General features: G+C 47.0%; 20 protein-coding genes and 1 pseudogene. 6 read left to right on the top strand and 15 right to left on the bottom strand.

Translation table 11 applies throughout. The annotated features are described in order from the left end of the window. Positions 1 to 8: 8 nt before the first annotated feature. The 10 genes and pseudogenes from CHA6605_RS21380 to murG all read right to left on the bottom strand — a co-directional run bounded on the left by CHA6605_RS21380 (position 9) and on the right by murG (position 12011). On the bottom strand, positions 9 to 380 hold the full coding sequence (locus tag CHA6605_RS21380; RefSeq protein ID WP_015161468.1) for a COG3650 family protein: 372 nt from the start codon (positions 378 to 380) through the stop codon (positions 9 to 11). A 152-nt stretch (positions 381 to 532) separates the two neighbouring features. After that, positions 533 to 1318 (bottom strand): nitrate ABC transporter ATP-binding protein, encoded by a 786-nt coding sequence (locus CHA6605_RS21375; protein ID WP_015161467.1) that lies wholly within the window; start codon positions 1316 to 1318, stop codon positions 533 to 535. 538 nt (positions 1319 to 1856) lie between these two features. Then, positions 1857 to 3842 carry an ABC transporter ATP-binding/substrate-binding protein gene (locus CHA6605_RS21370; protein WP_015161466.1) on the bottom strand — a complete coding sequence of 662 codons (1986 nt, stop codon included), beginning with the start codon at positions 3840 to 3842 and terminating at the stop codon, positions 1857 to 1859. Between the two features lie 110 nt (positions 3843 to 3952). Then, positions 3953 to 4795: a nitrate ABC transporter permease gene (gene ntrB / locus CHA6605_RS21365; RefSeq protein ID WP_015161465.1), complete on the bottom strand. Its 843-nt coding sequence runs from the start codon at positions 4793 to 4795 to the stop codon at positions 3953 to 3955. A gap of 102 nt (positions 4796 to 4897) precedes the next feature. Continuing rightward, positions 4898 to 6226 carry a CmpA/NrtA family ABC transporter substrate-binding protein gene (locus tag CHA6605_RS21360; RefSeq protein WP_015161464.1) on the bottom strand — a complete coding sequence of 443 codons (1329 nt, stop codon included), beginning with the start codon at positions 6224 to 6226 and terminating at the stop codon, positions 4898 to 4900. A 925-nt stretch (positions 6227 to 7151) separates the two neighbouring features. Beyond that, positions 7152 to 7667: pseudogene (locus CHA6605_RS37485) on the bottom strand (DUF7873 family protein). Between the two features lie 204 nt (positions 7668 to 7871). Continuing rightward, positions 7872 to 9401 (bottom strand): ferredoxin--nitrite reductase, encoded by a 1530-nt coding sequence (locus CHA6605_RS21350; protein WP_015161463.1) that lies wholly within the window; start codon positions 9399 to 9401, stop codon positions 7872 to 7874. A gap of 548 nt (positions 9402 to 9949) precedes the next feature. Further along, positions 9950 to 10330, bottom strand: coding sequence for a hypothetical protein (locus CHA6605_RS21345; RefSeq protein ID WP_015161462.1), 381 nt, complete (start codon positions 10328 to 10330; stop codon positions 9950 to 9952). Positions 10331 to 10562: 232 nt separating this feature from the next. After that, on the bottom strand, positions 10563 to 10844 hold the full coding sequence (locus CHA6605_RS21340; RefSeq protein ID WP_015161461.1) for a DUF427 domain-containing protein: 282 nt from the start codon (positions 10842 to 10844) through the stop codon (positions 10563 to 10565). A 54-nt stretch (positions 10845 to 10898) separates the two neighbouring features. After that, positions 10899 to 12011: an undecaprenyldiphospho-muramoylpentapeptide beta-N-acetylglucosaminyltransferase gene (gene murG, locus CHA6605_RS21335; RefSeq protein ID WP_015161460.1), complete on the bottom strand. Its 1113-nt coding sequence runs from the start codon at positions 12009 to 12011 to the stop codon at positions 10899 to 10901. A gap of 189 nt (positions 12012 to 12200) precedes the next feature. Between murG and CHA6605_RS21330 the strand changes: the two genes are divergently transcribed. Next, positions 12201 to 13022 carry a hypothetical protein gene (locus tag CHA6605_RS21330; RefSeq protein WP_015161459.1) on the top strand — a complete coding sequence of 274 codons (822 nt, stop codon included), beginning with the start codon at positions 12201 to 12203 and terminating at the stop codon, positions 13020 to 13022. A gap of 271 nt (positions 13023 to 13293) precedes the next feature. Here the strand turns inward: CHA6605_RS21330 and tatC are convergent, their stop codons facing one another. From tatC to CHA6605_RS21315, 3 genes are all read right to left on the bottom strand, one after another. After that, positions 13294 to 14103, bottom strand: coding sequence for a twin-arginine translocase subunit TatC (tatC, locus tag CHA6605_RS21325; protein ID WP_051038953.1), 810 nt, complete (start codon positions 14101 to 14103; stop codon positions 13294 to 13296). Between the two features lie 146 nt (positions 14104 to 14249). Beyond that, the gene (locus CHA6605_RS21320; protein ID WP_015161457.1) at positions 14250 to 14690 is read right to left on the bottom strand and encodes an Hsp20/alpha crystallin family protein; all 441 of its coding nucleotides are present in this window, start codon (positions 14688 to 14690) and stop codon (positions 14250 to 14252) included. A 259-nt stretch (positions 14691 to 14949) separates the two neighbouring features. After that, positions 14950 to 15666 carry a tetratricopeptide repeat protein gene (locus tag CHA6605_RS21315; RefSeq protein ID WP_157260058.1) on the bottom strand — a complete coding sequence of 239 codons (717 nt, stop codon included), beginning with the start codon at positions 15664 to 15666 and terminating at the stop codon, positions 14950 to 14952. A 274-nt stretch (positions 15667 to 15940) separates the two neighbouring features. On the opposite strand from CHA6605_RS21315, the gene psb29 reads away from it, so the two are divergent. Next, complete coding sequence (gene psb29 / locus CHA6605_RS21305) at positions 15941 to 16645, top strand: photosystem II biogenesis protein Psp29 (RefSeq protein WP_015161455.1); 705 nt, start codon at positions 15941 to 15943, stop codon at positions 16643 to 16645. Between the two features lie 245 nt (positions 16646 to 16890). On the opposite strand, the gene CHA6605_RS21300 is transcribed toward psb29, so the two are convergent. Next, a complete protein-coding gene (locus CHA6605_RS21300; protein WP_015161454.1) occupies positions 16891 to 17697 on the bottom strand; it encodes an inositol monophosphatase family protein in 807 nt (268 codons plus the stop codon). Positions 17698 to 17710: 13 nt separating this feature from the next. Between CHA6605_RS21300 and CHA6605_RS21295 the strand changes: the two genes are divergently transcribed. The 4 genes from CHA6605_RS21295 to CHA6605_RS21285 all read left to right on the top strand — a co-directional run bounded on the left by CHA6605_RS21295 (position 17711) and on the right by CHA6605_RS21285 (position 25871). Next, entirely contained in the window at positions 17711 to 17956 is a 246-nt protein-coding gene (locus tag CHA6605_RS21295) for a hypothetical protein (RefSeq protein ID WP_015161453.1), read from the top strand. A gap of 316 nt (positions 17957 to 18272) precedes the next feature. Further along, positions 18273 to 18401 carry a hypothetical protein gene (locus tag CHA6605_RS36300; RefSeq protein ID WP_269744516.1) on the top strand — a complete coding sequence of 43 codons (129 nt, stop codon included), beginning with the start codon at positions 18273 to 18275 and terminating at the stop codon, positions 18399 to 18401. A gap of 15 nt (positions 18402 to 18416) precedes the next feature. Further along, positions 18417 to 21275 carry a PAS domain S-box protein gene (locus CHA6605_RS31925; protein WP_015161452.1) on the top strand — a complete coding sequence of 953 codons (2859 nt, stop codon included), beginning with the start codon at positions 18417 to 18419 and terminating at the stop codon, positions 21273 to 21275. A 336-nt stretch (positions 21276 to 21611) separates the two neighbouring features. Then, the gene (locus CHA6605_RS21285; RefSeq protein ID WP_015161451.1) at positions 21612 to 25871 is read left to right on the top strand and encodes a chemotaxis protein CheB; all 4260 of its coding nucleotides are present in this window, start codon (positions 21612 to 21614) and stop codon (positions 25869 to 25871) included. Here CHA6605_RS21285 and CHA6605_RS33135 read toward each other — a convergent pair. Further along, positions 25819 to 26073 (bottom strand): hypothetical protein, encoded by a 255-nt coding sequence (locus CHA6605_RS33135; protein WP_015161450.1) that lies wholly within the window; start codon positions 26071 to 26073, stop codon positions 25819 to 25821. The two genes, CHA6605_RS21285 and CHA6605_RS33135, sit on opposite strands and share 53 nt — an antisense overlap. Positions 26074 to 26118: the final 45 nt, after the last annotated feature.

Here is a 26118-nt window from a genome sequence, read left to right as displayed (position 1 = left end):
ATGGGAGGCTAATTAGTCCGAGCGCAGCCAGCCAGAACTTGCCGATTGTAGAGAAAAACAGCAGAGTAGGGATGGACGATATCAGACATGCCATCGCTACAGTCACCTTTTTTAATCGTCAGTGTATTTCCACCTGGCAAGATATATACTCTCAAACTATCGGCAGTCTGTCCTCTGGCTTTGAGAGGTTGGGTATACCTAAAGGAGACTTTTTTGCTCTCTGGACTGGAATACACGATTCCACGCGGGCTGACTGCTATCGACCAGAAGGGTTCGTTGCCGCCGATGGTGAAGTTTTGGGTTTGACTGAGGGCGATATTTGCGGTAGTTGTGATGACGAGGCAAGTTAGGGAAATCGCGCTGGAGAAGAGGTACTTCATTATCGATCTTTGGCTAAATTGATTATCTATCGATCGAGAATATGTAACACTAAATTCTGTTCCCGATCGATAGACCACTGTTCATCAAAAGTAGGCATGAAGTATAGCCTTAAAGCATTATTAAAGGATTTTCCTAACTCTTTAGATCTGAATTAATCATCTAAATGAGCGTAGCGATTGAAGAGGAAGTCGAGGGCATAGTTGCGGAGATCGATGTAGGTATTGCTGGCCATGATTTTCTCGCGATTGCGAGGCCGCTCGAAGGGGATATCTAATACTTCGCCAATTTTAGCAGCGGGGCCGTTGGTCATCATGACTAGTCGATCGGCTAGATATAAGGCTTCGTCGATATCGTGGGTAATCATTAAGACGGTGACTTGATGTTCGCTCCAAATCGTGAGGAGTTCGTCTTGCAGTTCTTCTTTGGTAATGGCGTCGAGTGCGCCGAAGGGTTCGTCGAGGATCAGGACTTGGGGTTTGATGGCGAGGGCGCGGGCGATGGCGACGCGTTGTTTCATCCCGCCGGAGAGTTGTCCGGGTTTTTTGCTGGCGGATTCGGTGAGTCCGACCATGTTAAGGTGTTCGCGGACGATTTCTTTTTTCTGGGCTGCGGTGTGGTTGGGATAGACGGAATCGACGGCGAGGTAGATGTTGTCGTAGGCGGTGAGCCAGGGGAGGAGGCAGTAGTTTTGGAAGACCATCATCCGATCGGGTCCGGGTTCGGAGATGATGCGGTCTTGGAGGGTGACGGTGCCGCTGGTGGGGGTGTTGAAGCCGGAGACCATGTTGAGGAGTGTGGATTTGCCGCAGCCGGAGTGGCCGATGAGGCAGATGAATTCGCCTTCGTTGACTTCGAGGTCGATGCCGTCGAGGATGGTGGCGGGGCCGTTGGCGGTGGGGTAGACTTTGGTGACTCGATCGATCGCTAGGAATGGCATGATTTTGGTGCTTGGTTGAGATGGTTGGTGTTGTTCTTAATACTAAATCCGGTCGTTAAAAGCAGTAAATACAATCTCTCTCCAACTCCCCTCTCCCAAGATTGGGAGAGGGGTTGGGGGTGAGGGCAAATAACCCATACTTGTAACTCGGATTTGGTATTAGTGTTCGATCTCTGGTGTGGTGGAATCTGGACTGGTGCTTGGTGTTTAGTTACTGGTGTGGTGGAACCCGGATCTGGGGGGAGGCTTCCCCCCAGACCCCCCCGTTGGGGGACGCCCGCTGTCTTGTCTCGCTTCCATGGTCGGGGAACCCGACCGGAGCGAGCCGCTTCCCCCAAACCCCCTCCGAAGGGTCGATTGGTGAGAAGCGTGGCGCGCTTCGCATTAGTGCTTTTAAGTCATCGATTCTGTAAAGGGGGCTTTCTTGCTCCCTCCCCTTGATAAGGGGAGGGCTGGGGTGGGGTTAAGATCTGTACTGGAATTTAAGAGATGATTGGCATGACTCCGAACTCCGAACTCCCAACTCCCAACTCCCAACTCACGCTAGCTCGACGTTTCTGATATCCACATTCCGATGAATGGGTTGATTTTTGAGGTATTCGAGCGGATTGTCAGGGTTGAAGACTTGGCCGTCGAAGAGTTGGAAGGGGTCGCGATCGGGTTCGATGCCGATGTAGCCTAGTTCTTGGCAGGCGGTGAGGAAATGGTCTACGCGGCGGACTCGATCCAGGATTTCGATGTAGTTTTTGGGAAAGGGAGTGATGTTCCAGCGGGCGAGTTGGGTAAGAATCCACAGTCCTTCGACGCGGCGGGGACAGTTGGCGTTTTCGATGTGAAATTGGTGGTAGCGGGGGAGGTTTTCGGGGGTGCCGTTGTCACCGCGATCGAATGGCCCGATTAAGCCTGGACGCAGGGTTTGAGGGGCGATGTTCAGGTGTTTGGCGAGGAGGGCGACGATTTCTGGCCGATGGCGGGGTTCGTCGCAGTATTCACATGCTTCGAGGACAGCACGAACGATCGCGTTGTGGGTATTGGGGTGCTGTTCTACCCAGGTTTCGGTGAAGCCCAGGATTTTTTCGGGGTTGCCAGCCCAAATATCGAGGTCGGTAGCGATGACGAAGCCGATGCCTTCTTGGATGGCTTGAGTGTTCCAAGGTTCGCCAACGCAGAAGCCATCGATTTCGCCAGCTCTCAATCGCTCGACCATTTCCGCAGGGGGGATGACGAGGAGGTTGATGTCGGTGTCGGGATCGATGCCAGCGGAAGCGAGCCAGTACCGCAACATCAGGTTGTGCATGGAGCAATCATGGACGACTCCAAGGGTGAGTTTGTGCTCGATGATGTTGGTGCTAATTGAGACTTTGAGGTTTTGGAGGGTGCGGATGCCTTTACTATAGAGCTTGGTGCTGAGGGTAATGGCGTTGCCGTTGCGGGAGAGGACGAGGGGGACGGAGATAGGGATAGAGGGTCGTCCATTCATGCCCAAAGTAAGGGCTAGGGGCATCCCTGCGACCATTTGGGCGGTGTGGAGTTCTCCGCTGACAATATGGTCGGCGATCGCGTCCCAGCTTGGCTCCTGAAAGAGGTTGACTCGATCGATGCCATATTTGGCGAAGAAGCCTTTTTCTTTGGCAATAATCAGCGGGGCGGCATCGGAGAGGGGAATGTAGCCGATATTAACGGTGGTTTGTTCGAGTTTTTTGGTTTGGGGGACGAGAACTGTGGTGGATTTGGTGGCTTGCGCTTTTTTGACGCGTTTTTGTTGGTTGAGGAAGTCGATCAGTTCGGCGCGCATCTGGTAGTAGTCGGGGTGTTTGACTACTTCCATCCGCTGTCGGGGACGGGGTAAATCGACGGTGAGAATGCGCCCAATGTGCGATTCGGGGCCGTTGGTGAGCATGACCACTCGATCGGATAATAAGAGAGCTTCATCGACGTCGTGGGTGACCATGACGGTGGTAACGCGGCTTTCTTCACAGATGTGCATCAATTGTTCTTGCAAGCCGCCACGGGTGAGGGCGTCGAGGGCACCGAAGGGTTCGTCTAATAGTAAGAGTTTGGGACGAATGGCGAGGGCGCGGGCGATGGCGACGCGTTGTTTCATCCCGCCGGAGAGTTGGCTGGGACGCTTTTTAGCGGCGTGTTGCAAGCCGACTAATTCAATATGATGTTCGATGATACTACGGCGTTCGCCGACGGGTTGCTTGCTGTAGACTTCATCGACGGCAAGGGCAATATTTTCGCGAACCGATAACCAAGGGAGAAGCGAGTAATTCTGAAATACTACCATCCGATCGGGGCCGGGTTCGGTAATTTCGCGTCCTTCTAAAATCACCCCGCCAGCAGTAGCTCGATCGAGTCCCGCTATCATGTTTAATAAGGTTGATTTACCACAACCCGAGTGACCGATTAAGGATATAAATTCGCCTTCATGAATCTCTAATTCGATATTCTTGAGCGCAACATATCTCCCGCCATTCGCTAGCGGAAATACTTTATCTACGTGATCGATTTGAACGAACATTTTAGTTTAGAGGATAAGGAGCCTGGGCGATGGGAATAGTCGATGTTTACTCGAAAAGTGAGATCGTCTGTTCGATCGACAAGTTCATTTAAATTAATAGCGATGGGAAATTACTTTCGATCTTCTGCAACAATCTTAGAACCAACAAATATGACTAGTAAATCTAGTAAATAACCAACTACACCAACATAAACTAGCGCGACAATAATGCGATCTAGAAAAGCGTTATTGTAGGAATCCCAGATAAAGAACCCAATCCCTACCCCTCCAATTAACATTTCGGCAGCGATAATTGCCAGCCAAGACAAACCGATACCGATCCGCAAGCCCGTGAAGATGTATGGTAAAGCCGCAGGCAAGAGAATTTTAAAGAAATAGGTGGTTTTCGAGAGTTTTAAGACACGTTTGACGTTGATATAGTCTTGGGGGATTTGCTGAACGCCGACAGTTGTATTGATTAAAATCGGCCAAACTGCTGTAATGAAAATTACAAAGTATGCTGCTGCTCCATTATCTTTTAAAGCTGCTAAAGAAAGAGGCAGCCAAGCCAACGGCGGAATCGTTCTTAAAACCTGAAATATTGGGTCTAGTGCCCGATAGACAGCTTTATTGGAACCGATTAAAATTCCCAACCCAACTCCAACTACGATCGAGAAGAAAAAGCCAACAAATACCCGTTGTAAACTCGCCCAAATTTGAATCGCTAAACCTTTAGAGTTACCACCATTGTCAAAGAAAGGATTAATAATAAATGGATCCCAAGCTCCTTGAATAATCTGAATTGGCCCTGGTAATCCGTCAGATCCTGGCCGACACAAAATTTGCCAAATAATCAACAGTATACTTAGTGCTGCCAACGGCGGAACGATCTTTTTAAGCTGTTGTTTCAGCCAAGGATTCGTATTAGTTGGACGACGTTGTTTACCGAGCGGTTTACTGGTACTAGCTGCCATAATATTTTATACCTGACGAAGATTTAATGGTTAATATTTTAAGTATAGAGGCGAATTTCAGAGTGAGCATTGCTCACTCTGATGTCATAATTTTACTTGTGATTATGCTTTTTTGATTTTGAGAGATTTGAGGTAATCTTCGGGTTTCTCAGGGTCGAATTTCACGCCGTCAAAGAATGTTTCTATCCCTCTAGATGTACTAGCTGGAATCTGAGCGGCATCAACTTTTAATGCTGTAGCTGCTGCCTTCCATAAATCTTCCCGATTGACTTTTTTGAGCATTTCCTTCGCTTTCACAAAGTCAGTTGGGATATAGCCCCAGCGCATGTTTTCTGTCAGGAACCACATGTCGTGACTTTGATAAGGATAGGAAGCATTGTCCGCCCAGAATTTCATGGCTTGAGGGAATTTATCTACTTTCCTACCATCACCATAATCGATCGTGCCACTAGTTCTGGGTAAAATATCTTCTACCTTCACATCAAACCACTTCGGCCCTGCGATAATTTTACACATTTCTTCGTGATTTTCGGGTTTATCACACCATTGTTGTGCTTCTAGTACTGCCATCAATAATGCTTTAGCTGCTTTGGGATTTTTGTCCACCCAATCAGAGCGCATGGCAAAAGCTTTTTCAGGGTGATCTTTCCACAATTCACCAGTTACTAATGCACTATAACCTAAGTTTTGATTCACCAATCGACCATTCCAAGGTTCGCCCACACAGAAGGCTTCCATCGAGCCAGTTTTCATATTGGCAACCATTTGTGGCGGCGGAATGGGAACGACGGAGACATCTTTATTCGGATCGACACCATTAGCCGACAACCAATAGCGCATCCATAAATCGTGCGTGCCACCAGGGAAAGTCATTGCTACTTTCACATCTTTTTTACCACCAGCTTTTGCTTTATCGATCGCAGTTTTGAGTCCATCTCCTTTGAGTCCGACTTTGGCTTCTTTATATGCGTTTGCGATCGAAATTGCCTGACCATTAGTGTTCAATCGTGCCAAAATATACATCGGCACGGGCTGTTTGGTTTTGGTCATCCCCATCGTCATGAAATAGGGCATGGGAGACAGAATATGCGCTCCATCAATCCCCCCACCAGCCGAACCAGTTTCGATATTATCGCGAGTTACTGGCCAAGAAGCTTGTTTGAGAACTTCGACATCGGTCATCCCATATTTAGCAAAGAGTCCTTTCTCTTTGGCAATAATTAGGGGTGCGGCATCTGTGAGCGCAATATAGCCCAATTTTGCTTTGGTCAATTCTGGTGCGTCTCCGGGAGCCAGACTTGCCGCTGGACTAACACTGGGGCTGGACTGAGGCTCGCTAGTCCCACTCTGGCCACAAGCATTAATTAATATGCTGCTTGCTGCTGCTACTCCAGTAGTCAGAATAAACTTTCTACGTGAAAATTGACTCATATATTTACCGATCGCTCCTCGTATTTAGGGCACTAATATTGATTACTGCCATTTGCTCTTATCTATTGTCGTTTTAGACTGCTTATAAAACTGTAATTTTTGTTACCAATTATTGATGAATATTCAATTATTTCTGGTTTTTTGACTCTTAAAATACCGAAATTGCCAACAGTGTCGATCGATACATTTGCTTAACTAATATTAATTATCAAAATCTGCGAGATTGATAGCTAATTCTAATGTGCTTTTTCACCAAAATAGCTACAAACATGTATAGAGAGAATCTTAGCTTTGGAATATCGATCGGTGAAAATATTTACTTGACAAAGCATCACCATTTGGCTGTATAAAATACCAAAGTTTTAAATACATGTATTGTCAATTGTTGCAACCGTCAAAGCTATCAATATTGCCAAAATAGTAAATAGATTACCCCTTAATTTGAGGAGATGAGATCGTAGCTAAACATCTATTGAAAAACCCGGCAACGCTATCCTGGTGACCGGGTTCAAAGTTATAACGCTATTCCTGTCTGATGATTTCCAGTTATCGCCAACTTAATCTGATGCCGCGATGTTTGACCGCTAAACTACCTCTGCAAGTAAATAAGCAGAGGACGAGATTTGAACTCGCGTATCGCAAGCGTTGGTTGGCGAAGATCGATACAGGGAGCGAGGTTTGACAATGAAGCTAGAGTAATAACTTAAATTTAACCTTTAATTTTGATGACGAAGAGATGGCTTTATCTCGCTGGTAAATAGTTGCTACCTAACAACTTATTTGCCTACCCCCAGATGTGCTAAATCCGACCTTAAACCAACGCTCGATCGAAATTTAAATAGTCTAGTTATATTCTAGGGCAGGGATCGAACCTGCAAATACTCTCGGCACTGAACTTAAACTTGTACTCGATCGCCAGTATAGCTCAATCTGCAAGTAAATAACCAAAAATTGCCATAGCAACTTGGCGTTGTCGAACTTGCTGATTATTGGCTTCTTCTCTAGCTTGAATAGTCGCTGTTTGAAGTTCATCGACGCGACGTAATCAAGAATTTATGCGATCTTGCGGTGACGTACCAGAAAATTCTACTAAACTCCAAATTTCCTTAATGACATCTTTAGAAACTTCTTTGATTTGCGCGGGATGATGTTCGGTTACTTCGTAAGCGATCGCGAAATCAACGACCTTTTTAGTTTTTACTGCTTCTTTGAGTAAAATTACATAACAACCACGATTGGGAGCGTGTTGCCAGTCTTTCTCGATCGATAATACTGGGAGGGAACCGATAAATGTTTTAGTATCCTGGAGTTAGTTTTCGAGAAATAATAAGTACGATCCTGGAGCATGGGAAATAATCGTCTGACAGTCGATCTCGATCGAAGCTTTGGCTTCGGTGTTAGCATAATCTTGGGTGGCAGGTTGTCCCAGTAGGGTGGGCACTGCCCACCATCTATAAGCCGCGACACTAAATAGGTGCAAATATTTATTAAATAGATAATGCCTGAAACCTATATGGTGGTTACGGCCCACCCTACTATATTCTGTTTGATATCTTCTGGTGGGGAGGGCGGGTTTGTTTGAGATTGAATGTAAAATCGAGATTGGTTAGCATAAACCCGCCCCTACAGAATCTGCAACACCAATTTAAGTTGTTGCTGTCGCACCGAATTTTTCAACCAATAAGTCAACCAGTACGCCATCCAACTCAGACAGTGGTACTCCTTTCATTACCTTTTCACCGAGCTTGGCATCTTTACCAACGGTACCACCCATAAAGATATCCACAGCCTCGACGGTTTGACCGTCTTTGCGAATTTTGGCACCCATCAAGCCGATATCGGCGACTTGAGGTTGACCGCAAGAATTGGGACAACCAGTCCAATGAATCCGTACTGGCTGAGGAACGTTAACTTTGGCTTCGACGGCACCGATGACCGATACTGCATGTTGCTTGGTTTCAATCAGCGCAAAGTTGCAAAACCGAGCACCCGTGCAAGAGACTACCGTGCGCGTTAGGTTGCCAGGATCGACCTGGAATTTTTGCAAGGTTGGTTCGCTTAATAAAATTGGTAATTTAGCATCGGCAACATTGGGAATAATGGCATTTTGCTCGACTGTAAACCGGACTTCGCCACTGCCATAAACTTCTGCCAGTCTGGCTAATTCAAAGAAATCAGCCGCTTTGAGATGTCCGACGGGAATGTGCAAACCGACATAATTTAAGCCTGTTTGTTTTTGGGGATATACACCGATATGGTCGCGTTTTTCCCATTCGATTTCGTCTTTAGGTGCCGCAGCTACTAAGGTTTTGCCGTAGACGCGTTCGGTTTCGGCGCGGAATTTTTCGATGCCCCATTCATCGATGAGGAACATCAATCGCGCTTTCATCCGATTGGCGCGCAAACCATTGTCGCGGAACAAGCGCAAGATGCTCAGACTAAACTCGACCACCTCTTCAGGTGCCACCCAGACATTCATCGGAATCGCCGCATCGCACCGCTTACCGGAGAAGAAGCCACCGACGAGCACGTTAAATCCAAATACATCATCCTTGAATGCTGGGACGAAGGCCAAATCGTTAATTTCGGCGTGAACCGAGTTATCGCGACAACCCGCGATCGCGATATTAAATTTGCGTGGTAAATTACTAAATTCAGGATTGCCATCACCCTTATTAATAATCCGATCCTGTAACTCCTGAATTAGCTCGCGGGTATCGTACAATTCCCCCGCTTCTAGTCCTGCTACAGGCGAACCCGTAATATTACGAACATTATCCATCGCCGACTGCATACTCGTCAGTCCGACTGCTGCCATCTTGCGGAAGATTTCTGGCAGATCTTCAATCCGAATCCCCCGGAGCTGAATGCTCTGACGGGTGGTAATATCGGCACTCCCATCATCTCCATACCGTTGGATGATATCGCCTAGTACGCGTAGTTGGTCGCTAGTAGTAATCCCACTCGGCGCGCGCAACCGCATCATAAACTTCCCAGGCGTCACGGGACGGAAGAATACCCCTAACCACTTCAACCGATGCTCGCGGTCGGTTTCATCCATTGCTTCCCAACCAATCCGGGCAAAGTCTTCTAGCTCGGCTTTGAGCGCGAGGCCGTCTTTTTCTGATTTGAGTTTCTCAAATTTGTTCTGAGTGGCTGGTGTGGCTGTTGTCATGGCTGAAATCCCCGCTAGCTTGAGGCTACACAGAATTGGGTTTAGTAAAATTTAATCTCGTGTATCATAACTTAACTGTAACGACTCCAACGATTGGTATTCTCCGTTACAAAAACCGTGTAAATATGAATTAAACGGATTAATTTGATGCAATATTTGCATCGGCGATCGCTAAAAATACTCGCCCTCCACTCTTTGTACCAGAGCCTGGAATAGGCAGTAGCTAAGTTTTCTGAGTTGCAATTGTAGAAAAACGATCTGAATGCTCGCTCCCAAAGCATCGTCAACACCCATGGCTGTTACTCTTGAGCTATATCATCGTTCGGAGACAACAGGTAAGTTGGCTCACCATCGTTGAATTTTGAGATAGATTTGCCGATGCGATCCGATCTTTCTAAGTTCTTAACTTTTGCGATTTATATCGAATTCCAGTAAGTTTGAATCGAGGGAGTTTACACATCGTCAGTGCCAAAACTGATTCTCCAATTGAGTTCTGGAGATATGTGCGCGCCAAAATCGATCGAACTATTTTAGGCTGTTCGTTGACTTTACATCGGATCGAGCGGCTGACAAAAGCGGTTGACTCCATGTTCGTGAACGTATAGGAGCACTGGTAAAATTAATAATTTTGGGCAGACTTTCACGCGTTCAAAATGTTGATATAGCGGCAGGAAATTACCATCTACCATATCATTCCGAAATTCCGATTGGCAGACAGCTACGCGGCATTTTTTAGCCAATCCTTCCAGCCATTCACTATTAGTAATATCGGGTTGTTGTCCGGTACGAATTGCTAAAGTCATTGCGGCATCTTCTAGATCGCCTTCGCAATCAGCAATTGTTTCTAAGCTAACGATTGCTTCGGGAATGTCTGCAAATTTAACTTGCAATTCTTCGATAATTTGGAGATCGATCTGATTAATTTCCACTGCGATTGAATTTGCAACTATATACTATTTTATTACTCGAACATAACTTAATTCAATCGCCGATCGCTAACTTGTAAAAGTCGCGATCTCTCATATCCGAGCTTAGATGCTACTCACTCATAAAAATTAGGTGTAAAGCCTTCTCTTAAAAAAAAAAGACATTAACCTCGATAATTTTTTGCCCTTCGACGACAGATAATTATCAATTACCGAAATAGCATCTAAGCTCGAACTATTCAACTTTTACACCCTTCCAAAAGGCAATGTAACCAGTGATATTTTTAGCAGCATCTTTAGTTTCGGGATAATACCAAGCCGCATCTGGATTAACTTTACCATCAACTTCGATACTGTAGTAGCTAGCGACACCTTTCCAAGGACAGGTAGAGTGAGTATTGCTATCGACAAAATATTGTTTGTTGATGCTTTCTGGTGGAAAGTACTGATTATTTTCGACAACGACCGTAGCATCGCTTTCAGCTAAGGTCGCGCCATTCCAAGTTGCTTTTTTCATAAATCGATCGGTTACTAGCTATTGAGATTGTCCAAACTCTTATCACTATAACATTCAACTCTGGTTACCATTTACTGACTGCGCGGGTTGTCGTGCCGCTATTCTTGCTTTAACTGATTCTCCGATCGCATCTGCTAGCAAATCTGCACTATTGATCACACCTAGCGAACTAGTATTGGATGCCATTGTCTCCAATCTTTGCGGATTTTGGAGAAGATTGAGAACTTCTAGCGTGAGAAACTGAGCGGTCAGATTTTCTTGCCGAAACAAGAGCGCGCCATGGGCAGATGCTAAGACATTAGCATTGTAATATTGATGATCTTCAGCAGCAAAGGGATAGGGAATCAAAATTGACGGAGTACGAGTAATCATTAACTCGTTGAGTGTCGCAGCACCAGCGCGACAGATTGCCAAATTTGCACGTTGTAATAGTCCGGCCATATTATCGTAAAAAGGAAGGACGATATATCGAGGATGCTCGATTTTGTTCGCAGGCATATTCGCGCCACCAACGATATGCACGATCGTCGCACCTGTATCCAGCCAAGATTGCACGCATTCAACTATCATCTGATTGAGGGCTACCGCGCCTTGAGAGCCGCCGACAACGACAATTAGCGGGCTGCGATCGGGAATCGGTAAATCGAGCGGTTGTGAGGTCAAAAACTCTTGACGACAGGGAGTACCCAGATATATTGTTTTGGCGCGGGTGAGATATTTGCTAGTGGCGACAAACCCGACAGCTACCTTAGTACAAAACGGACTCAGCCACCGCGTAACTTTGCCAGGAATCGCATTAGATTCGTGCAGAAACACTGGTAAACCCAGCGAATAGCCAGCTAAGATCGCTGGTGCAGAGATATAACCACCAGTACTAAATACTGCATCAAATTTGCCCTGTTTGAGCAGTTTGCGGACTTGAAAGACGCTGGCAAACAATCCACCTAGAGTTTTGAGAGTACCTAGTCCAAATTTCCCCTGAAAGCCACCAACTCGAATAATATGTAGAGGATACTCTTTGGGAACTAGCTTAGATTCTAGACGATCGGGTACGCCCAACCATTCAATCTGATACCCAGATAACTTTTGGGCAACGGCAATCGCGGGAAATACATGTCCCCCAGTCCCACTTGCGGCAATCAGTAGCTTAATAGCAGCATTAGACACTATTATTTTTATTCCTCACCTGCGACACAGTTATTTTAGCCGTTGGCGTAGCCTCTCCGCTAGCAGAATCACTGTTCTGTTATTCTAGATGTAATCTCGATCGAGTTGTCGATCGGCCGCATTCGCTCCAAAAGAGGTGAGAATTGTTTTATCCTTGCCACTTTCTACCCGCTACCCGATATTCTCTATATGTTGCAACGCATCTACCGTCTGTTACCAGCTACTTTCTTAGCAAGATCTTGGTATCGATTGGCAATTTTGACACTAGCAATCGGCACTCAGCAGGCAATCGCGATACCCGCGCGCGCCGATGCCCCAGCAATGAATGCACCTGCGGCACTTAAGACACTACTCACCAACATCGATGCTGCTGCCAACGCCCGAAAATTGCCAGAAGTATCGCGTTACTACAGCCCGAATTTTAGTACCAGTGATGGTTTAAATAAAGCTAACTGGGAACAATCCTTGGGCCAATTTTGGCAAAACTATACAAACACTACTTATACCACTACTCTCCAAGGTTGGCAGGCTGCGGGCAATGGTTACACTGCGAATACTACTACCAAAATTGCTGGCCTCCAAAAAATTGATGGTAGAGTCTTCAATCTGCAATCGACAATTCAATCCCGTCAAAAGATCGTCGGTGGACAAATCGTCCAACAACAAGTCCTCCAAGAGCGCACCCTCGTCACGAGCGGTAGCAAACCACCGACGATCGAACTCAATTTACCAGAAAAACTCCAAACTAACGCTGAATATAACCTCGATGCGATCGTCCTCGAACCCCTGGGCGAAGATGTGCTCATGGGTACGACTATCGAACAACCAGTCTCGGCTACCAGCTTTGGCAAGACACCACCTTATAAGCTAGAGTTACTCTCGGCTGGCGGCTTATTTAAAGTAGCTCGCGCTCCTGGCAAATCGGGCGATTATTGGCTCTCCACGATCTTTATCCGTCCATCGGGAATGTCTACGCTCACTCAACGCGTGCGGGTAGTGCGGGATAATTAGATTAACCCAAGTTACTACCTATAGAATGCCTGCGACTAAAGTCGCGGCTAATGCTGCAAAGTCCGCCTTCGCGGACTAATACACTAGTCCGCGAAGGTGGACTTTGCACTACGAGCAGCGGTTTTTAACCGCTGAGGTTATAGGTAGCAACTTGGGTTAGATTAATCGATCGTCGATCGTCGATACAAGACTTGCCAATAGCCGGAATAAAGACAAGATCCCCGACTTCTTACCAGAAATCGGGGATCTGCTTATAGCCTAAATTTGGAACTTATTTACCCAATAACTTCACAACGCCAATCCCGCCAAAATATAAAGCTAACACCGCACCTGCAAGTAAACTCTGAGTCAGCGGATCTGTAGAGGGAGTGACGATCGCACCGACTACCATCGATCCTACCACCACACTCTTCCAGCCAGATAACATCACGGCGGAAGAAAGAATGCCCAATAGGGATAATAAAATTTGTACCACTGGTAGTTCAAACAGTAACCCCGTCGCAAATAATAAGACTAATACAAACTCAAAGTATCGATCGATCGACCAAGCCTGCTCGACGACATTTTCGCCATAACCGATTAAGAAATTGAGTGCAGCCGGAATGAGCGCGTAATAAGCAAACGCAATCCCACCTACAAATAGCACCGACGAACCAATTACCACGGGTAAAACCAACTGACGCTCGCGCCGTGTCAATCCAGGAAGAACGAATCGGATGATTTGATAAAGAATTACCGGACTAGCGACTAATAAGCCACAATATCCCGCTACCTTCACCGAAACAAAAAAGTATTCACCTGGAGCCAGTTGCAGAAATTTGATGCCAACCGCAGGTATTTCTAAAACTTGGACGATTTGTTTGGCATAGACAAAACAGCCCATTGCACCGATCGCCACCGCCAGGATCGAATAAAATATCCGCAGGCGTAATTCTTCCAAATGGTCGAAAAAAGACATCTCCAGCTCGGCGGAGAGTTCGTCTAATTCGTCTAATTCTTCATTCAGATCGGGATCTGGCGACCATATTGCAGTACTCAGTTCGCCAGTGGACTGAAGATCGGTGTCTACTTCTGGAGTCATCGCAGAGCTTATCTTGAGAACATTCTTTTCAATTATAGAGGATAGAGTCGTGAGGTGCTTTGAGTCGAAATATTTCATAGAATATCGCCCTGACTTCCGGTAAAAGTCAGGGCGATAAAACTTTAGAGCCAGACAGGAGCGAACGATTAAGCTTCTACTAAAACTTTGACGGTTTTGTTTTTCTCGTCTTCGGCTTTAGGTAGCGTCAGTTTTAAGATCCCATGTTCGTATTTTGCCTGAACGCGATCGCGCTGAACTTTTTCAGGAAGACCGATCGTGCGATGAAACTTACCATAACGGAATTCCGATCGCTTCATGCCTTGTTCTTCAACTTGTTTTTCTTCTTTACGTTCCCCATCGATAATTACTGAATCGGCAGTAACTTGGACTTCGATTTCTTCGGGTGTTAAACCAGGAACTTCTAGTTGCAGATAGACATTATCTCGATCGACTTGTAGCTCGGCTGCGGGAGCAAAAGCAGTCCGGTACAAGCTATCTTCATGCTCGGTTAGACTATCGAATAATCGATCCATTTCGCGTTGTAAGGTAGTCACATTGCGGAAAGGTTGCCAACGAACTAATGTCATGATATGAACCTCAAATTCAAGTATAGTAATGGATGGAAATAGATTCGATCGACATTTTAAACAATGCCAAATCGTAAATTTTACTGCTATAGCTGAATAAGCGATCTAAGTAAATTGGGAATAATCGATTCACCAGTCGGTCAATCGCCGATTTCAACTTGTTTATAATCTAACAAAAGCCGCGAGCGATCCAAGTTCGGTTCTCATCCCGATCGAAGTTCACTTTACCGAACTTCCATCCGGTTAAGATTTCCGGTCATTAATAAGCTGGAGTACGAAGATTGCTAATCATTTTTAGAGCGCGATTGTATCGATCGAGATTACCTGCTGCTTTAAATAAATTAGCAGCCAACTGAAGATCGGCAATAGCTTGAGTCCGATTGCCAGCACGTTCGTGAGCGATGCCTCGATTGAGATAAGCTAGAGCGTAATTGGGATCGATTTTAAGTGCCCGATCGTAATTTTGGAGTGCGCCAGCCGAATCGCCCAGATCGTCTAGCTCGTTACCCAAATTCATGTAAGCTGGAGCATAGCGAGGGTCGAGGGCGATCGCTTTTTTAAAGTCCCGAATCGCGTCAGAATGACGACCGCTTTTTGCCGATACCGTCCCGCGATTGTAGTAAGCCGTAGCAAATTTAGGGTCGATCGAGATTGCCTTAGTATAGTCGGCAATTGCCCCAGACAAATCGCCCACGGCATCCTTGACATTGCCTCGTTCGATATAAGCTTGGAGATAACGAGCATCAAGCTGGATGGCCCGATCGAAATTAGTTATTGCCAGATTGAAATTGCCCGCAGCCGCAGCCGTTAAGCCTTGCTGGTAACGATCGATCGCCTCATCAGGCTGGACATTTACCCTCGCATGACTTGTGGTGGGATCGAGTGTAAATGCCAAACTAGCTTGTGGCGGAAATATAGTGGAGATCGCGATCGTCCCGAATAATAACCATGCGGCCACATTATGATTTCCAGCCATCTTCATCTTATTTCCTATCTCTACAAATAATCCTCTTATTACCAGAATGCCCTGTAGATATCGCCATGATATCGGCACAAACGCACAAAGATTTGGCTAAAATCGATTTTTCATCTGCTATTAATTGCCGACTACTCGCGATGGGTAAACCTTGTAGCCAATTTGGACGAGCAAAGTTACCATAAAAGAATCGATCTGGGGATCGCAACCTTTGCGTATTGTGTAGACGATCGACGATAATTAAGGATTGTTAACTAAATCTTCTTATAGCCCGGTGAATAACCAGAGTACTGTCTCCGATACTAAGCGTAATTTCTACTCCCAACATACACGCCCGATTAATTCGATTTATCGGCGGGTGGTAGAAGAATTAATGGTAGAAATGCATTTACTTTCTACCAATGTTGATTTTGCCTACGATCCGATTTATGCGCTGGGTGTAGTCAGCAGCTTCGATCGGTTCATGACCAGTTATCGTCCCGAAGCAGATAAGCAATCGATTTTTGTCGCTTTATGTGAGTCGATGGGTGGTAATGCCCAACAATATCGCACCGATGCCACCGCAGTCGAAGAATTTGCCCGCAGTATGCAAGGGAGCGATATCATCGATTGGATCGCTCACCCTACTGCCGACGGCATGGGAGCGCAACTAGCTACTACCCTCCAATCGATCGCCAGCAACCCCAAATTTAAGTACAGTCGCTTATTTGGCATCGGTCTATTTACCATTCTCGAACAAGCAGCACCAGACTTGCTCAAAGACGAGAAAAAACGTGAAGCAGCAGTCCTCCAAATCGCTGAAGCACTGCACCTACCTAAAGATAAAGCCCAAAAAGATCTAGATACCTATCGCAGCAATCTAGATAAACTAGTTCAAATGGAAGCAGTCATGGCCGACTTAGCCGAAGCCGAACGCAAAAAACGTGAAAAACGCGCCCAGGCTAAGGTGGAAGCTAGTGTAGCGGCTGAGGCGGAGTAGAGGGGTGGATGGGTGAATGGGTGAATGGGTGGATGGGTGGATGAGTAATGGTTAGAAAGTTGAAAGTTGAATATTTACTACCGCTGGCTATCCACCATCCCCTATCCCCTAAAGCCTAAAGCCTAAAGCCTAAAGCCTAGATCCTAAAGCCTAAAGCCTAAAGCCTAAAGCCTAAAGCCTAGATCCTAAAGCCTAAAGCCTAAAGCCTAAAGCCTAGATCCTAAAACCTAAAGCCTAAAACCTATTCACTTCCGAATCGATTCCATCAGCGGTAAAAGCCGATCTGCCAAAGCTGGTTGATTGACAATCAGACTCGGCATGGCATAACTGCCATAATTTCGACCGACAACGGCTGGAAAAGTTGGTTCATCGCTGAGAGATACCCACGTTCCTCCAGCGGCGTGTACGATGGCCCACACCGCTGCCAAATCCCAGATTTTGGGTGTTGCTTCTACCCCGCCCAGACTCGCACCAGCAGCAACTGCCAAAAAATTGTAAGTAGCGACCCCAAGCATCCGAATTTTACAAGGAAATCCTGGCTGCCAGACCTGAAGAGAGCGGGCACACAAACTAAAAAAATGATTGCCACTAGGTGAATCCTGACTGACATGAATCGGTTTATCGTTTAGATATGCCCCCACGGGTAGATCTAATCCACTATTCCCCGCCCAATAGCCGTAAAAAGTTTGGTTGACAGGCGGAAAATAAACATAACCGAATACAGGCTCGCCGTAATAAAGTAACCCGATCGAGATGCCCCACAACGGAATCCCGCGCGTAAAATTGGTCGTCCCATCGAGTGGATCGATAATCCACGTCCATTGGGCATCTGTAAACCCGTGTTCGGCTTCCTCACTCAAAATGGCATGTTCCGGAAAAGCTTTGGCAATACTCGATCGAATTTCTCGATCCGCCCATTCATCAGACTGAGTAACTAGACTTCCATCCGCTTTTTCTAATCCCTGCACGCGTCCAAAGTCCAGCAACAATTGTGCTCCAACACGTTGGGCGGTACTACTAGCTACTTCTAATACTTGATTCCAAAATTCCATGCAGTGTTAACAAATGGCAGATAGAGTGAGTTTAACAAATACTCACGGCACTCATCTCACTTGGTCTCAAGCGATCGAATTAGAGGGCAAAGGGGGATCTCTAGATGATGGTATGAAAATTTGGTTTAGATCCCACTCTGACAGACTCAAGCCCAAACGGAAATTACTGGCGATCGACATATTTAGAGCCGTCAACTTAAGAAACTTTGCTCGCCCATATCCACATCCGAGTCGATCTCAAAACGAAGATTGTCAGTAGATTGACGATCGAGTATTGGTAACAAATGAACAGAGTTTCGCGGATGCACTTGGTTATCTTGTCTTGCTGGCACGCTAATCCGGCAGATGTTATTATTATTGACAGGTGAAGACTTATAAATATTTGTGCAAATTAGTTAACCAATGACTCGATAAATCTCCGTTCGCGATCGACTTTAATCTAAAGGCTGGGTTATGTCCAGCATCTAAATTTACAAATTTTGGGTAGCTTTTGGAAAGCTGCGATCGTCTGGGGGAATGGTTTGAGTGTGGTACGCTCTAAACATAGAGTAGCAAAAATTTAGCGATTGACTTATTTGAGACCGATATATAAAGATGCGACTCTATATGTCCAAATTATGAGTACTTTAACTTATACACTGCTCATCGTCGAGGATTTTTTAGCAGATCGCGAGCTATATCGACGCGCACTGCTGGCAGACTAAAAGACTAGCTACCATATGCTGGAGGCAGAATCGGTAGCTGAGGGACTAGAAATCTGTCAAAGGCAACAGATCGATGGAGTTTTGCTCGATTACGCACTGCCAGATGCCGATGGGTTGGAGTTTTTAGCAGAATTGTCCGCTCGAACTAACAGCTCTCTTCCGCCCGTAGTGATGATGACGGGGCAAGGTAGCGAAAGTGTTGCCGTGCGCGCTATTAAAGCAGGTGCCCAAGATTATTTAGTCAAGCGCGATCTGACGCCAGAATTGTTGCAGTTGACGATGCGTAAAGCAGTTGAAAATGCCCGCCTGCGGCGGCAGTTGCAGCAGTGTCAAGAGCGGTTTAAGACGTCGATCGACAACATGCGCGAGTGCGTGAGCATTTTTTCGGCCATCCGCGATGATGCTGGGCAGATTATCGACTTCCGATTTGATTATCTCAATCAGGCAGCATTAGAAAACAATCGGATGACTGCCAAAGATATCGGTAAATCTCTGTGTAAGCTGTTTCCCGCCTTTCGCACTTCCGGCTTATTTGAAGAATATTGCCAACTAATAGCGACTGGCGAGCCGCTAATTAGAGAAAATCTCGTCTATGAGGATGTGTTTGGAGGCGAAACACTCACTCGGGTTTATTCTATCTATGCGACCAAATTAGATGATGGGTTTGTGTCTTGCTGTCGGGATGAAACCGCCAAAAGACAAGCAGAACAAGATCTCCAAGCAGCGAACGAGCAGATTATCGATATCTGGGAAAGCATGACCGATGCGTATGTCACAGTCGATCGAGATTGGCGGATTATTTATGCCAACCAAGCCGCCACGCAATCCATTGTCCACCTCACCAGGTTGGCACCCGCAGAATTTATAGGCAAATCCCATTGGGATTTGTTTCCCTCATTAGTCGGTGGTGATGTCGAGCGGGAGTATCGACGCGCACTCACAGATCGAGTTGTCGTACAGATGGAAGTATGGTTCGAGCCGAATGCGAGTTGGTTTGAAGCGCATCTTTATCCCGCCGCCGAAGGCTTGGGAATTTACTTTCGGGATATTACCGATCGCAAACAAATGGAGGCAGAGCGGCTAGAAGCACAGCAAGAGCGCGATCGCTTTTTCAATCTGTCGATCGACCTATTGGCGATCGGCAATTTTCAGGGGTATTTCACGCGGCTCAATCCAGCTTGGGAGAAGACATTGGGTTACACTCACGCCGAATTAATGGCGCGTCCGTTTGTGGAATTGGTTCATCCTGACGATCGATCGAGCACGGAAGAGGCAATCCGCCTAGGCTTGAGTGAAAGTTGGGTAAGTACGGATTTTGAAAATCGCTATCGGTGCAAAGATGGTTCGTATCGCTGGCTATCGTGGAGTACGATGCCTTATCCAGAGCAAAACTTAATGTATGGGATCGCGCGCGATATTACCGATCGCAAGCAAATGGAGGCAGAGCGGCTAGCAGCAGAGCAAGAACGCGATCGCTTTTTCAATCTATCGGTCGATCTGCTGGCAGTTGTCAGTTTTGATGGGTATTTCGTCCGCCTCAATCCAGCCTTCGAGCAAATCTTGGGTTTCACTAATGCCGAATTAATGGCCGAACCCTTTATTAACTTCTTGCATCCTGACGATCGAGAGCAGACAATTGCAGGTGCTCAAAGTTTGGCAGATGGTAAGTCGGTGGTGAATTTTGAGAATCGTTATCGCTGTAAAGATGGCACCTATCGCTGGGTGTCGTGGAATGCGATCCCACACGTACCCAGCCAAGTCTGGTACACGATCGGGCATGATATTACCGAGCGCAAACAGATGGAAGCGGCATTGCAGGCGAGCGAGCGCAAGTTTAGTGCGATTTTCGAGCAGAGTTTCGAGCTGATGGGGATTGTCAGTCTGGATGGGGTATTGCTAGAAGTCAATCAAACCGCCCTAGACTCAATTTCCGCTCGCAAAGAAGACATCGCCGGACAGTATTTTTGGGATACGCCCTGGTGGCATACCGAACAGCTCCAGCAGCAACTCAAAGAAGCGATCGATCGAGCTATTAAGGGCAAATTTAGCCGCTACGAAGTGCAATTTCCCGCTCCCAATGGCACGATCTTGACAACCGACTTTTCAATCAAACCCGTACTCGATGAGACCGATCGAGTCGTCATGCTGGTCGCCGAAGCTCGTGACATTACCGATCGCAAACAAGCTCAAGCTACACTCGAAGCACGCAATCGAGAGCTAGATAGCTTCGTGCATATCGTCTCTCACGATCTCAAAGCACCCCTGCGTGCTGTTGCCAATCTCTCCAAGTGGATCGAAGAAGACTTCGACGGATCGCTCTCACCCACCAATCAACGGCAAATGGAACTATTGCGCGGTCGCATCCAGCGCATGGAAGCCACGATCGATGGCTTGCTAGACTACGCCCGCATCGGTCGCACCGAAGACTGCCTCGAACCAGTCTCAGTGTCAGAACTACTGGCAGAAACGATCGAAACCCTCGCACCACCGCCGACATTTAATATCGCGATCGCCCAAAATCTCCCGACTCTTCACGCCAAGCGAATGCTGTTATCTCAAGTATTTACCAATCTGATCGGTAATGCTGTCAAACATCACGATCGCGTGGATGGATCGCTCCATTTGGGCATCGCCGAACGTCAAGAATTCTACGAATTTGCGATCGCCGATGATGGCCCAGGCATCGCACCAGAGCAACACGATCGGATATTTCAGATTTTTCAAGCCGTCAATCCCCAACAACGTACTGACAGTACGGGCGTCGGTTTGGCGATCGTCAAAAAAATCGTCGAAGCAGAAGGCGGTACGATTCGCCTCGAATCTCAACTAGGTCGCGGAACGACGTTCTATTTTACGTGGCCAAAGCGATCTTAAGTTGAAGCGAGAATCTGTGGTAATGGCTTGCGCCCCTCTTTGCCGATCGATGTTAGGGTAGATAGATAGACTAAGGAAAGTCGGCGTTGCTGAATTAAGGTATGAAACGCACAAATAATTTTGTAGGGGTAATGCCTTGTGCTTACCCCGCATCGATTAAGGGTACCCACAAGGGGCACCCCTACACAGGAATCATACCTCGATTCAGCAATACCAGAAAGTCGAGATCGCCGAAAGATCGAGCGATCGTCAGGCGCAACTGACGTTAAATAGCAAAAAATATCAATTCAGTAAATATCGATCCCCCAAATCACTACGTTACCGTAGCTCGATCCAATGACTTCTGAGCCTGCGTCGGCATCGCCGACATCTGAATCTGATGGCCGCGAGATCGATACAGTGCCGCTAAATGCGGACGGATTGCCATTGGTGAGAGCTATTGTGGATCGAGACGGTGTGAGTGATTTTCCGATCGTCGGGATGGCCGCTTCTGCTGGCGGCTTAGAAGCCTTTACCGAACTACTGAGCCATCTGCCCGACGATACAGGTATGGCATTCGTGCTGATCCAACATTTAGCACCCGACCATCATAGTTTGTTGAGCGAGATTCTCGCCAGAGTTACCCCCATGCCAGTGTGCGAGGCGCAGCACGGGATGGTAGTGCAGCCAAACCAGGTGTATATCATCCCACCGAACACCAAGATGATCCTGTGGGAGGGCAAACTGCAACTATCGCCCCGCGAGAAGATCTTTGGTAAATACATGCCTGGAGATGCCTTCTTTACCTCCCTGGCAGCCGCACGCGGACACAAAGCGATCGCGGTAGTATTATCCGGCGGCGATGGCGATGGTTCGCTCGGACTGACGGCAATTAAAGCGGCAGGTGGTGTGACTTTTGCGCAGTGTGAAGGCACCGCCAAATTTGATAGTATGCCCAATACGGCGGTAGCGACTGGCAATGTCGATTTCATCTTCCCACCGACGCGTATTGCCCAAGAACTAGTAACTCTGAGTCGAAATTCTGTGTGGACGAGTTCGCCGCCGCTAATCGCTAGCACAGCCATCGCGCCAAGCTATGCACTCGCGACGATATTTGGACTATTGAGATCGACTACTGGCGTTGATTTTAGTCATTATAAATCCAAGACACTCGATCGCCGCATTCAGCGACGGATGTTGTTGTGTAAACTAGTCCAGTTGGAAGACTATGCTGCTTACCTACAAATACATCCAGCAGAAGTCAAAGCACTGTATGAAGAAATCCTGATTCATGTCACCAGCTTTTTCCGCGATCCGGAAGCCTTTGAATTGTTGAAAACGCAAGTTTTTCCCACAATTGCCCAGCAGAAGTCGGCGGAGTTACCGATTCGGATTTGGGTAGCGGGTTGTTCTACAGGCGAGGAAGTTTATTCGATCGCGATTTGTCTGCTAGAATTCTTGGCAGAGCGGGCGATCCAGCCGCCGATCCAGATTTTTGCGACCGATATTAGCGAGTTGTCGATCGATAAAGCTAGAGCGGGTACTTATACCGAAGCTCAGATGGTGGATGTGTCGCCAGAGCGTCGCCGTCGCTTCTTTTATCCGGTTGAGGGTGGCTACCACATTAGTAAGGCAGTCCGCGAATTATGTGTATTTGCCCGTCAAGATTTGAGTAGCGATCCGCCGTTTTCTAATGTCGATCTGATTAGCTGTCGCAATGTGCTGATTTACTTGGGTGACTCGCTCCAAAAGCGGATTATGCCGATTTTTCATTACAGTCTTAACTCGACTGGCTTTTTATTACTCGGCACGTCCGAAAGTACTGGCAAACATCCAGACTTGTTTGCCACGATCGATAAAAAGTACCGGATTTATGCCAAGAATCCTACTGCAACTCAGGCCACATTTTCGTTTACGCCTAGCACTTATCCCACCGTCAAAGCGATTGCCGCAGGCAGACCAAAGGTCAACGAGCAAATCGGCAATCTTCCGTCGCTGCCAGCGGCTGCCCTAAGATTCGATTTACAAGAAAAAGTCGATCGCTTAATTGCCGAGCGATACACGCCAATCGGCGTGGTAATTGATGATGAGATGCAGGTTTTACAATTACGTGGCGAGATCGATCGCTATCTCAAACTCGGAGCTGGAGCTGCTAATCTCAATTTATTCAATCTGGTACGATCGAGTTTATTAGTCGAACTGCGAGCGGCGATCGATCGATCGCAGCGGAGTAATTTACCCGTCACTAAAACTGGATTGCGTCTCAAAAAGAATGACAATTCTAGCAGCTTCAATCTGCAAGTAATCCCTTTCAAAATTTCGACTGACGATCGTCGTTTTTTAATTTTGTTTGAAGATGTATTAATTACCGAAGTCAACAATTTGCAATCGAACGATCTACCAATTTCCCAGGGAGATTTAGAACGAGAAAATCTCCGGTTGCGACAAGAACTCGCTGCCACAATTCAAGAACGTAATGCGACTCAGGAGTATTTACGTGCGGTCATTCAAGAGCAGGAATATAGCAATCAAGATCTCAAAGTTGCTAATGAAGAAATCCTGTCGAGTAATGAGGAGTTGCAAAGTACCAACGAAGAACTAGAAACCGCCAAAGAAGAGATTCAGGCAACTAATGAAGAACTTAATACTACCAACGACGAACTTCGCCGCCGCAATTTAGAATTGGATCTGGTCAACAACGATCTGACCAATTTATTAGCAAGTATTAATATTCCCATTTTGATGTTAACCAATGACTTGCTAATTCGACGGTTTACACCGATGGCGCAGCAGTTATTTAATTTTATTCCGACCGATACCGGACGACCCCTGAGCAATATTCGCACCAATTTGCACCTTGACGATTTAGAACCATTAATTTTGGAGGTATTAGCAACTCTAAGTGTCAAAGAACTAGAGGTGCAAACTCACAGCGGATATTGGTATCTGCTGCGCATCCGTCCCTACCGTACCACCGAAAATAAAATTGATGGGGTCGTAATGGTGTTGCTCGATATCGATGCTCTCAAGCGTAGTGCCACCACTGTCGAAGTAGCGCGAAACTATGCCGAAGCGATCGTCGAAACCGTGCGAGTACCACTCCTGGTACTAGAAGCAGATTTGCGGGTAAATACCGCCAATCGATCGTTCTGCGAAACATTTGCGGTTTCCCAAACCGAAACCGCCCAGGTGACCATTTTTGAGCTGGGAAATGGCCAGTGGAATATCCCTGGATTGCGATCGATCCTGGAGGAGATTATTACCCATAATACGGTGCTCGAAAATCTGGAAGTCGAACATCTATTCGAGCATATCGGGCGGAAAATCATGCTGCTGAACGCTCTCAAGATTATTGCCGCTGGGGATACGCCCCGGATCTTGCTATCGATCGAAGATATTACCGCGCGCAAGCAACTCGAATCCGAACGGTCGCAGCTACTCGCCCAGGAGCAAACGGCTCGTCAAGAGGCAGAGACAGCCAATCGCGCCAAAGATGATTTCTTATCCAACCTCTCCCACGAACTGCGCAACCCGCTCACGGCGATTATCGGCTGGGCGCAATTGCTCCAAACTAACGAGCTAGCCGAGGCCACCGTCACACGCGGTTTAGCTACGATCTATCGCAGTGCCAAGGTACAATCTCAACTGATTGAAGATATGCTCGATCTGTCCCGGATTGCCAATGGTAAATTGCACCTAAATCTGCGGCGGCTCGATCTAGTTGCCCTCATCAATGGCGCGATCGAATCCGTCCAACTTGCTGCCGATGCCAAATCGATTCAACTTGTCGCCAACCTTACCCCGATCGCGATTAGCGGTGATGTTGACAGGTTGGGACAAGTGTTGTGGAATCTCCTCACCAACGCCATTAAATTCACGCCTAATGGCGGACGAGTGGAAATCGCCCTGGCAACCTTCCAAAACCAGGCCCAGATTCGAGTCAGCGATACCGGGCAAGGAATGGGCACAGATTTATTGCTCCATGTCTTTGACAGGTTCCATCAAGGTGATTCTAGTAGGAGTAAATCCACTCAGGGATTGGGTTTGGGGCTGTCGATCGTCCAACAGATCGTCGAACTCCACAGCGGCACCGTCAGAGCAGAGAGTGCGGGCGAAGGACAAGGGACGACACTCGTCATCCAGTTGCCGCTAGCCGACGCACCGAGCGATCTAGCACTCATGACAGAACCAATCCTCACGCCAGCGGTTTATTCGTTGACTGGATTAAACATTCTCGCAGTTGATGATGAGGTGGATATCCTCGATCTGATGAAATTCATCTTGGAAAATGTCGGCGCAGAGGTGACGATTGTTACCTCTGCCCAGGCAGCGATCGCAATGCTGCTAGCATCTCCAGGCAAATATGACGCGCTCTTGTCCGATATCGGGATGCCCGAAGAAGATGGATATGCCTTAATCCGGCAGGTGAGAGCCTTGGCTGCCAGATCTGGGGGTCAGATTCCAGCAGCAGCAATTACGGCGTATGTCAGCAACAGAGACCGCCAACTGGCTCTCGACGCTGGGTTTCAAGTCCATTTAGCCAAACCGATCGATCCGGCACAACTCATCCAGATGGTGGCGAATCTAACTGGGCGATCGAATGTCGATCTGAACTAAGAGGATGTCTGAAAACTCTAATTGCTACGTTTGAGGTTGTTTTACCCCCCCCAAACCCGCCCTCCCCACCTTGGGGCATTTCGATCGCATATCTCCAATTTCCATTCTCTAACTTAAAGCCTTGGATAATTCCTTCTCCACCAAGAAAACTCACATGTTGATGACGATCGAATTTGTGACTTTCAATTGAATTCTTCATCATCAAACAAAATTATTTAGTTTTATGTCGCTCTCGATATTTGTAGCA

It is taken from the genome of Chamaesiphon minutus PCC 6605, assembly GCF_000317145.1.
GTDB lineage: Bacteria > Cyanobacteriota > Cyanobacteriia > Cyanobacteriales > Chamaesiphonaceae > Chamaesiphon > Chamaesiphon minutus.
Note: the sequence above shows the minus strand (reverse complement) of the source record. Positions and strands in the feature narration are given on the sequence as shown.

What these genes read in the sequence shown, in the direction of transcription:
- CHA6605_RS31925 (WP_015161452.1), top strand. Translation starts at nt 18,417, where the DNA reads ATGCTGGAGGCAGAATCGGTAGCTGAGGGACTAGAAATCTGTCAAAGG.
- CHA6605_RS21320 (WP_015161457.1), bottom strand. Translation starts at nt 14,690, where the DNA reads ATGACATTAGTTCGTTGGCAACCTTTCCGCAATGTGACTACCTTACAA.
- ntrB (WP_015161465.1), bottom strand. Translation starts at nt 4,795, where the DNA reads ATGGCAGCTAGTACCAGTAAACCGCTCGGTAAACAACGTCGTCCAACT.
- CHA6605_RS21350 (WP_015161463.1), bottom strand. Translation starts at nt 9,401, where the DNA reads ATGACAACAGCCACACCAGCCACTCAGAACAAATTTGAGAAACTCAAA.
- tatC (WP_051038953.1), bottom strand. Translation starts at nt 14,103, where the DNA reads ATGACTCCAGAAGTAGACACCGATCTTCAGTCCACTGGCGAACTGAGT.
- CHA6605_RS21330 (WP_015161459.1), top strand. Translation starts at nt 12,201, where the DNA reads ATGTTGCAACGCATCTACCGTCTGTTACCAGCTACTTTCTTAGCAAGA.
- CHA6605_RS21340 (WP_015161461.1), bottom strand. Translation starts at nt 10,844, where the DNA reads ATGAAAAAAGCAACTTGGAATGGCGCGACCTTAGCTGAAAGCGATGCT.
- CHA6605_RS21370 (WP_015161466.1), bottom strand. Translation starts at nt 3,842, where the DNA reads ATGTTCGTTCAAATCGATCACGTAGATAAAGTATTTCCGCTAGCGAAT.
- CHA6605_RS21295 (WP_015161453.1), top strand. Translation starts at nt 17,711, where the DNA reads ATGGCAGATAGAGTGAGTTTAACAAATACTCACGGCACTCATCTCACT.
- CHA6605_RS21375 (WP_015161467.1), bottom strand. Translation starts at nt 1,318, where the DNA reads ATGCCATTCCTAGCGATCGATCGAGTCACCAAAGTCTACCCCACCGCC.
- CHA6605_RS21300 (WP_015161454.1), bottom strand. Translation starts at nt 17,697, where the DNA reads ATGGAATTTTGGAATCAAGTATTAGAAGTAGCTAGTAGTACCGCCCAA.
- CHA6605_RS21315 (WP_157260058.1), bottom strand. Translation starts at nt 15,666, where the DNA reads ATGGCTGGAAATCATAATGTGGCCGCATGGTTATTATTCGGGACGATC.
- CHA6605_RS21380 (WP_015161468.1), bottom strand. Translation starts at nt 380, where the DNA reads ATGAAGTACCTCTTCTCCAGCGCGATTTCCCTAACTTGCCTCGTCATC.
- CHA6605_RS21285 (WP_015161451.1), top strand. Translation starts at nt 21,612, where the DNA reads ATGACTTCTGAGCCTGCGTCGGCATCGCCGACATCTGAATCTGATGGC.
- CHA6605_RS21360 (WP_015161464.1), bottom strand. Translation starts at nt 6,226, where the DNA reads ATGAGTCAATTTTCACGTAGAAAGTTTATTCTGACTACTGGAGTAGCA.
- CHA6605_RS33135 (WP_015161450.1), bottom strand. Translation starts at nt 26,073, where the DNA reads ATGATGAAGAATTCAATTGAAAGTCACAAATTCGATCGTCATCAACAT.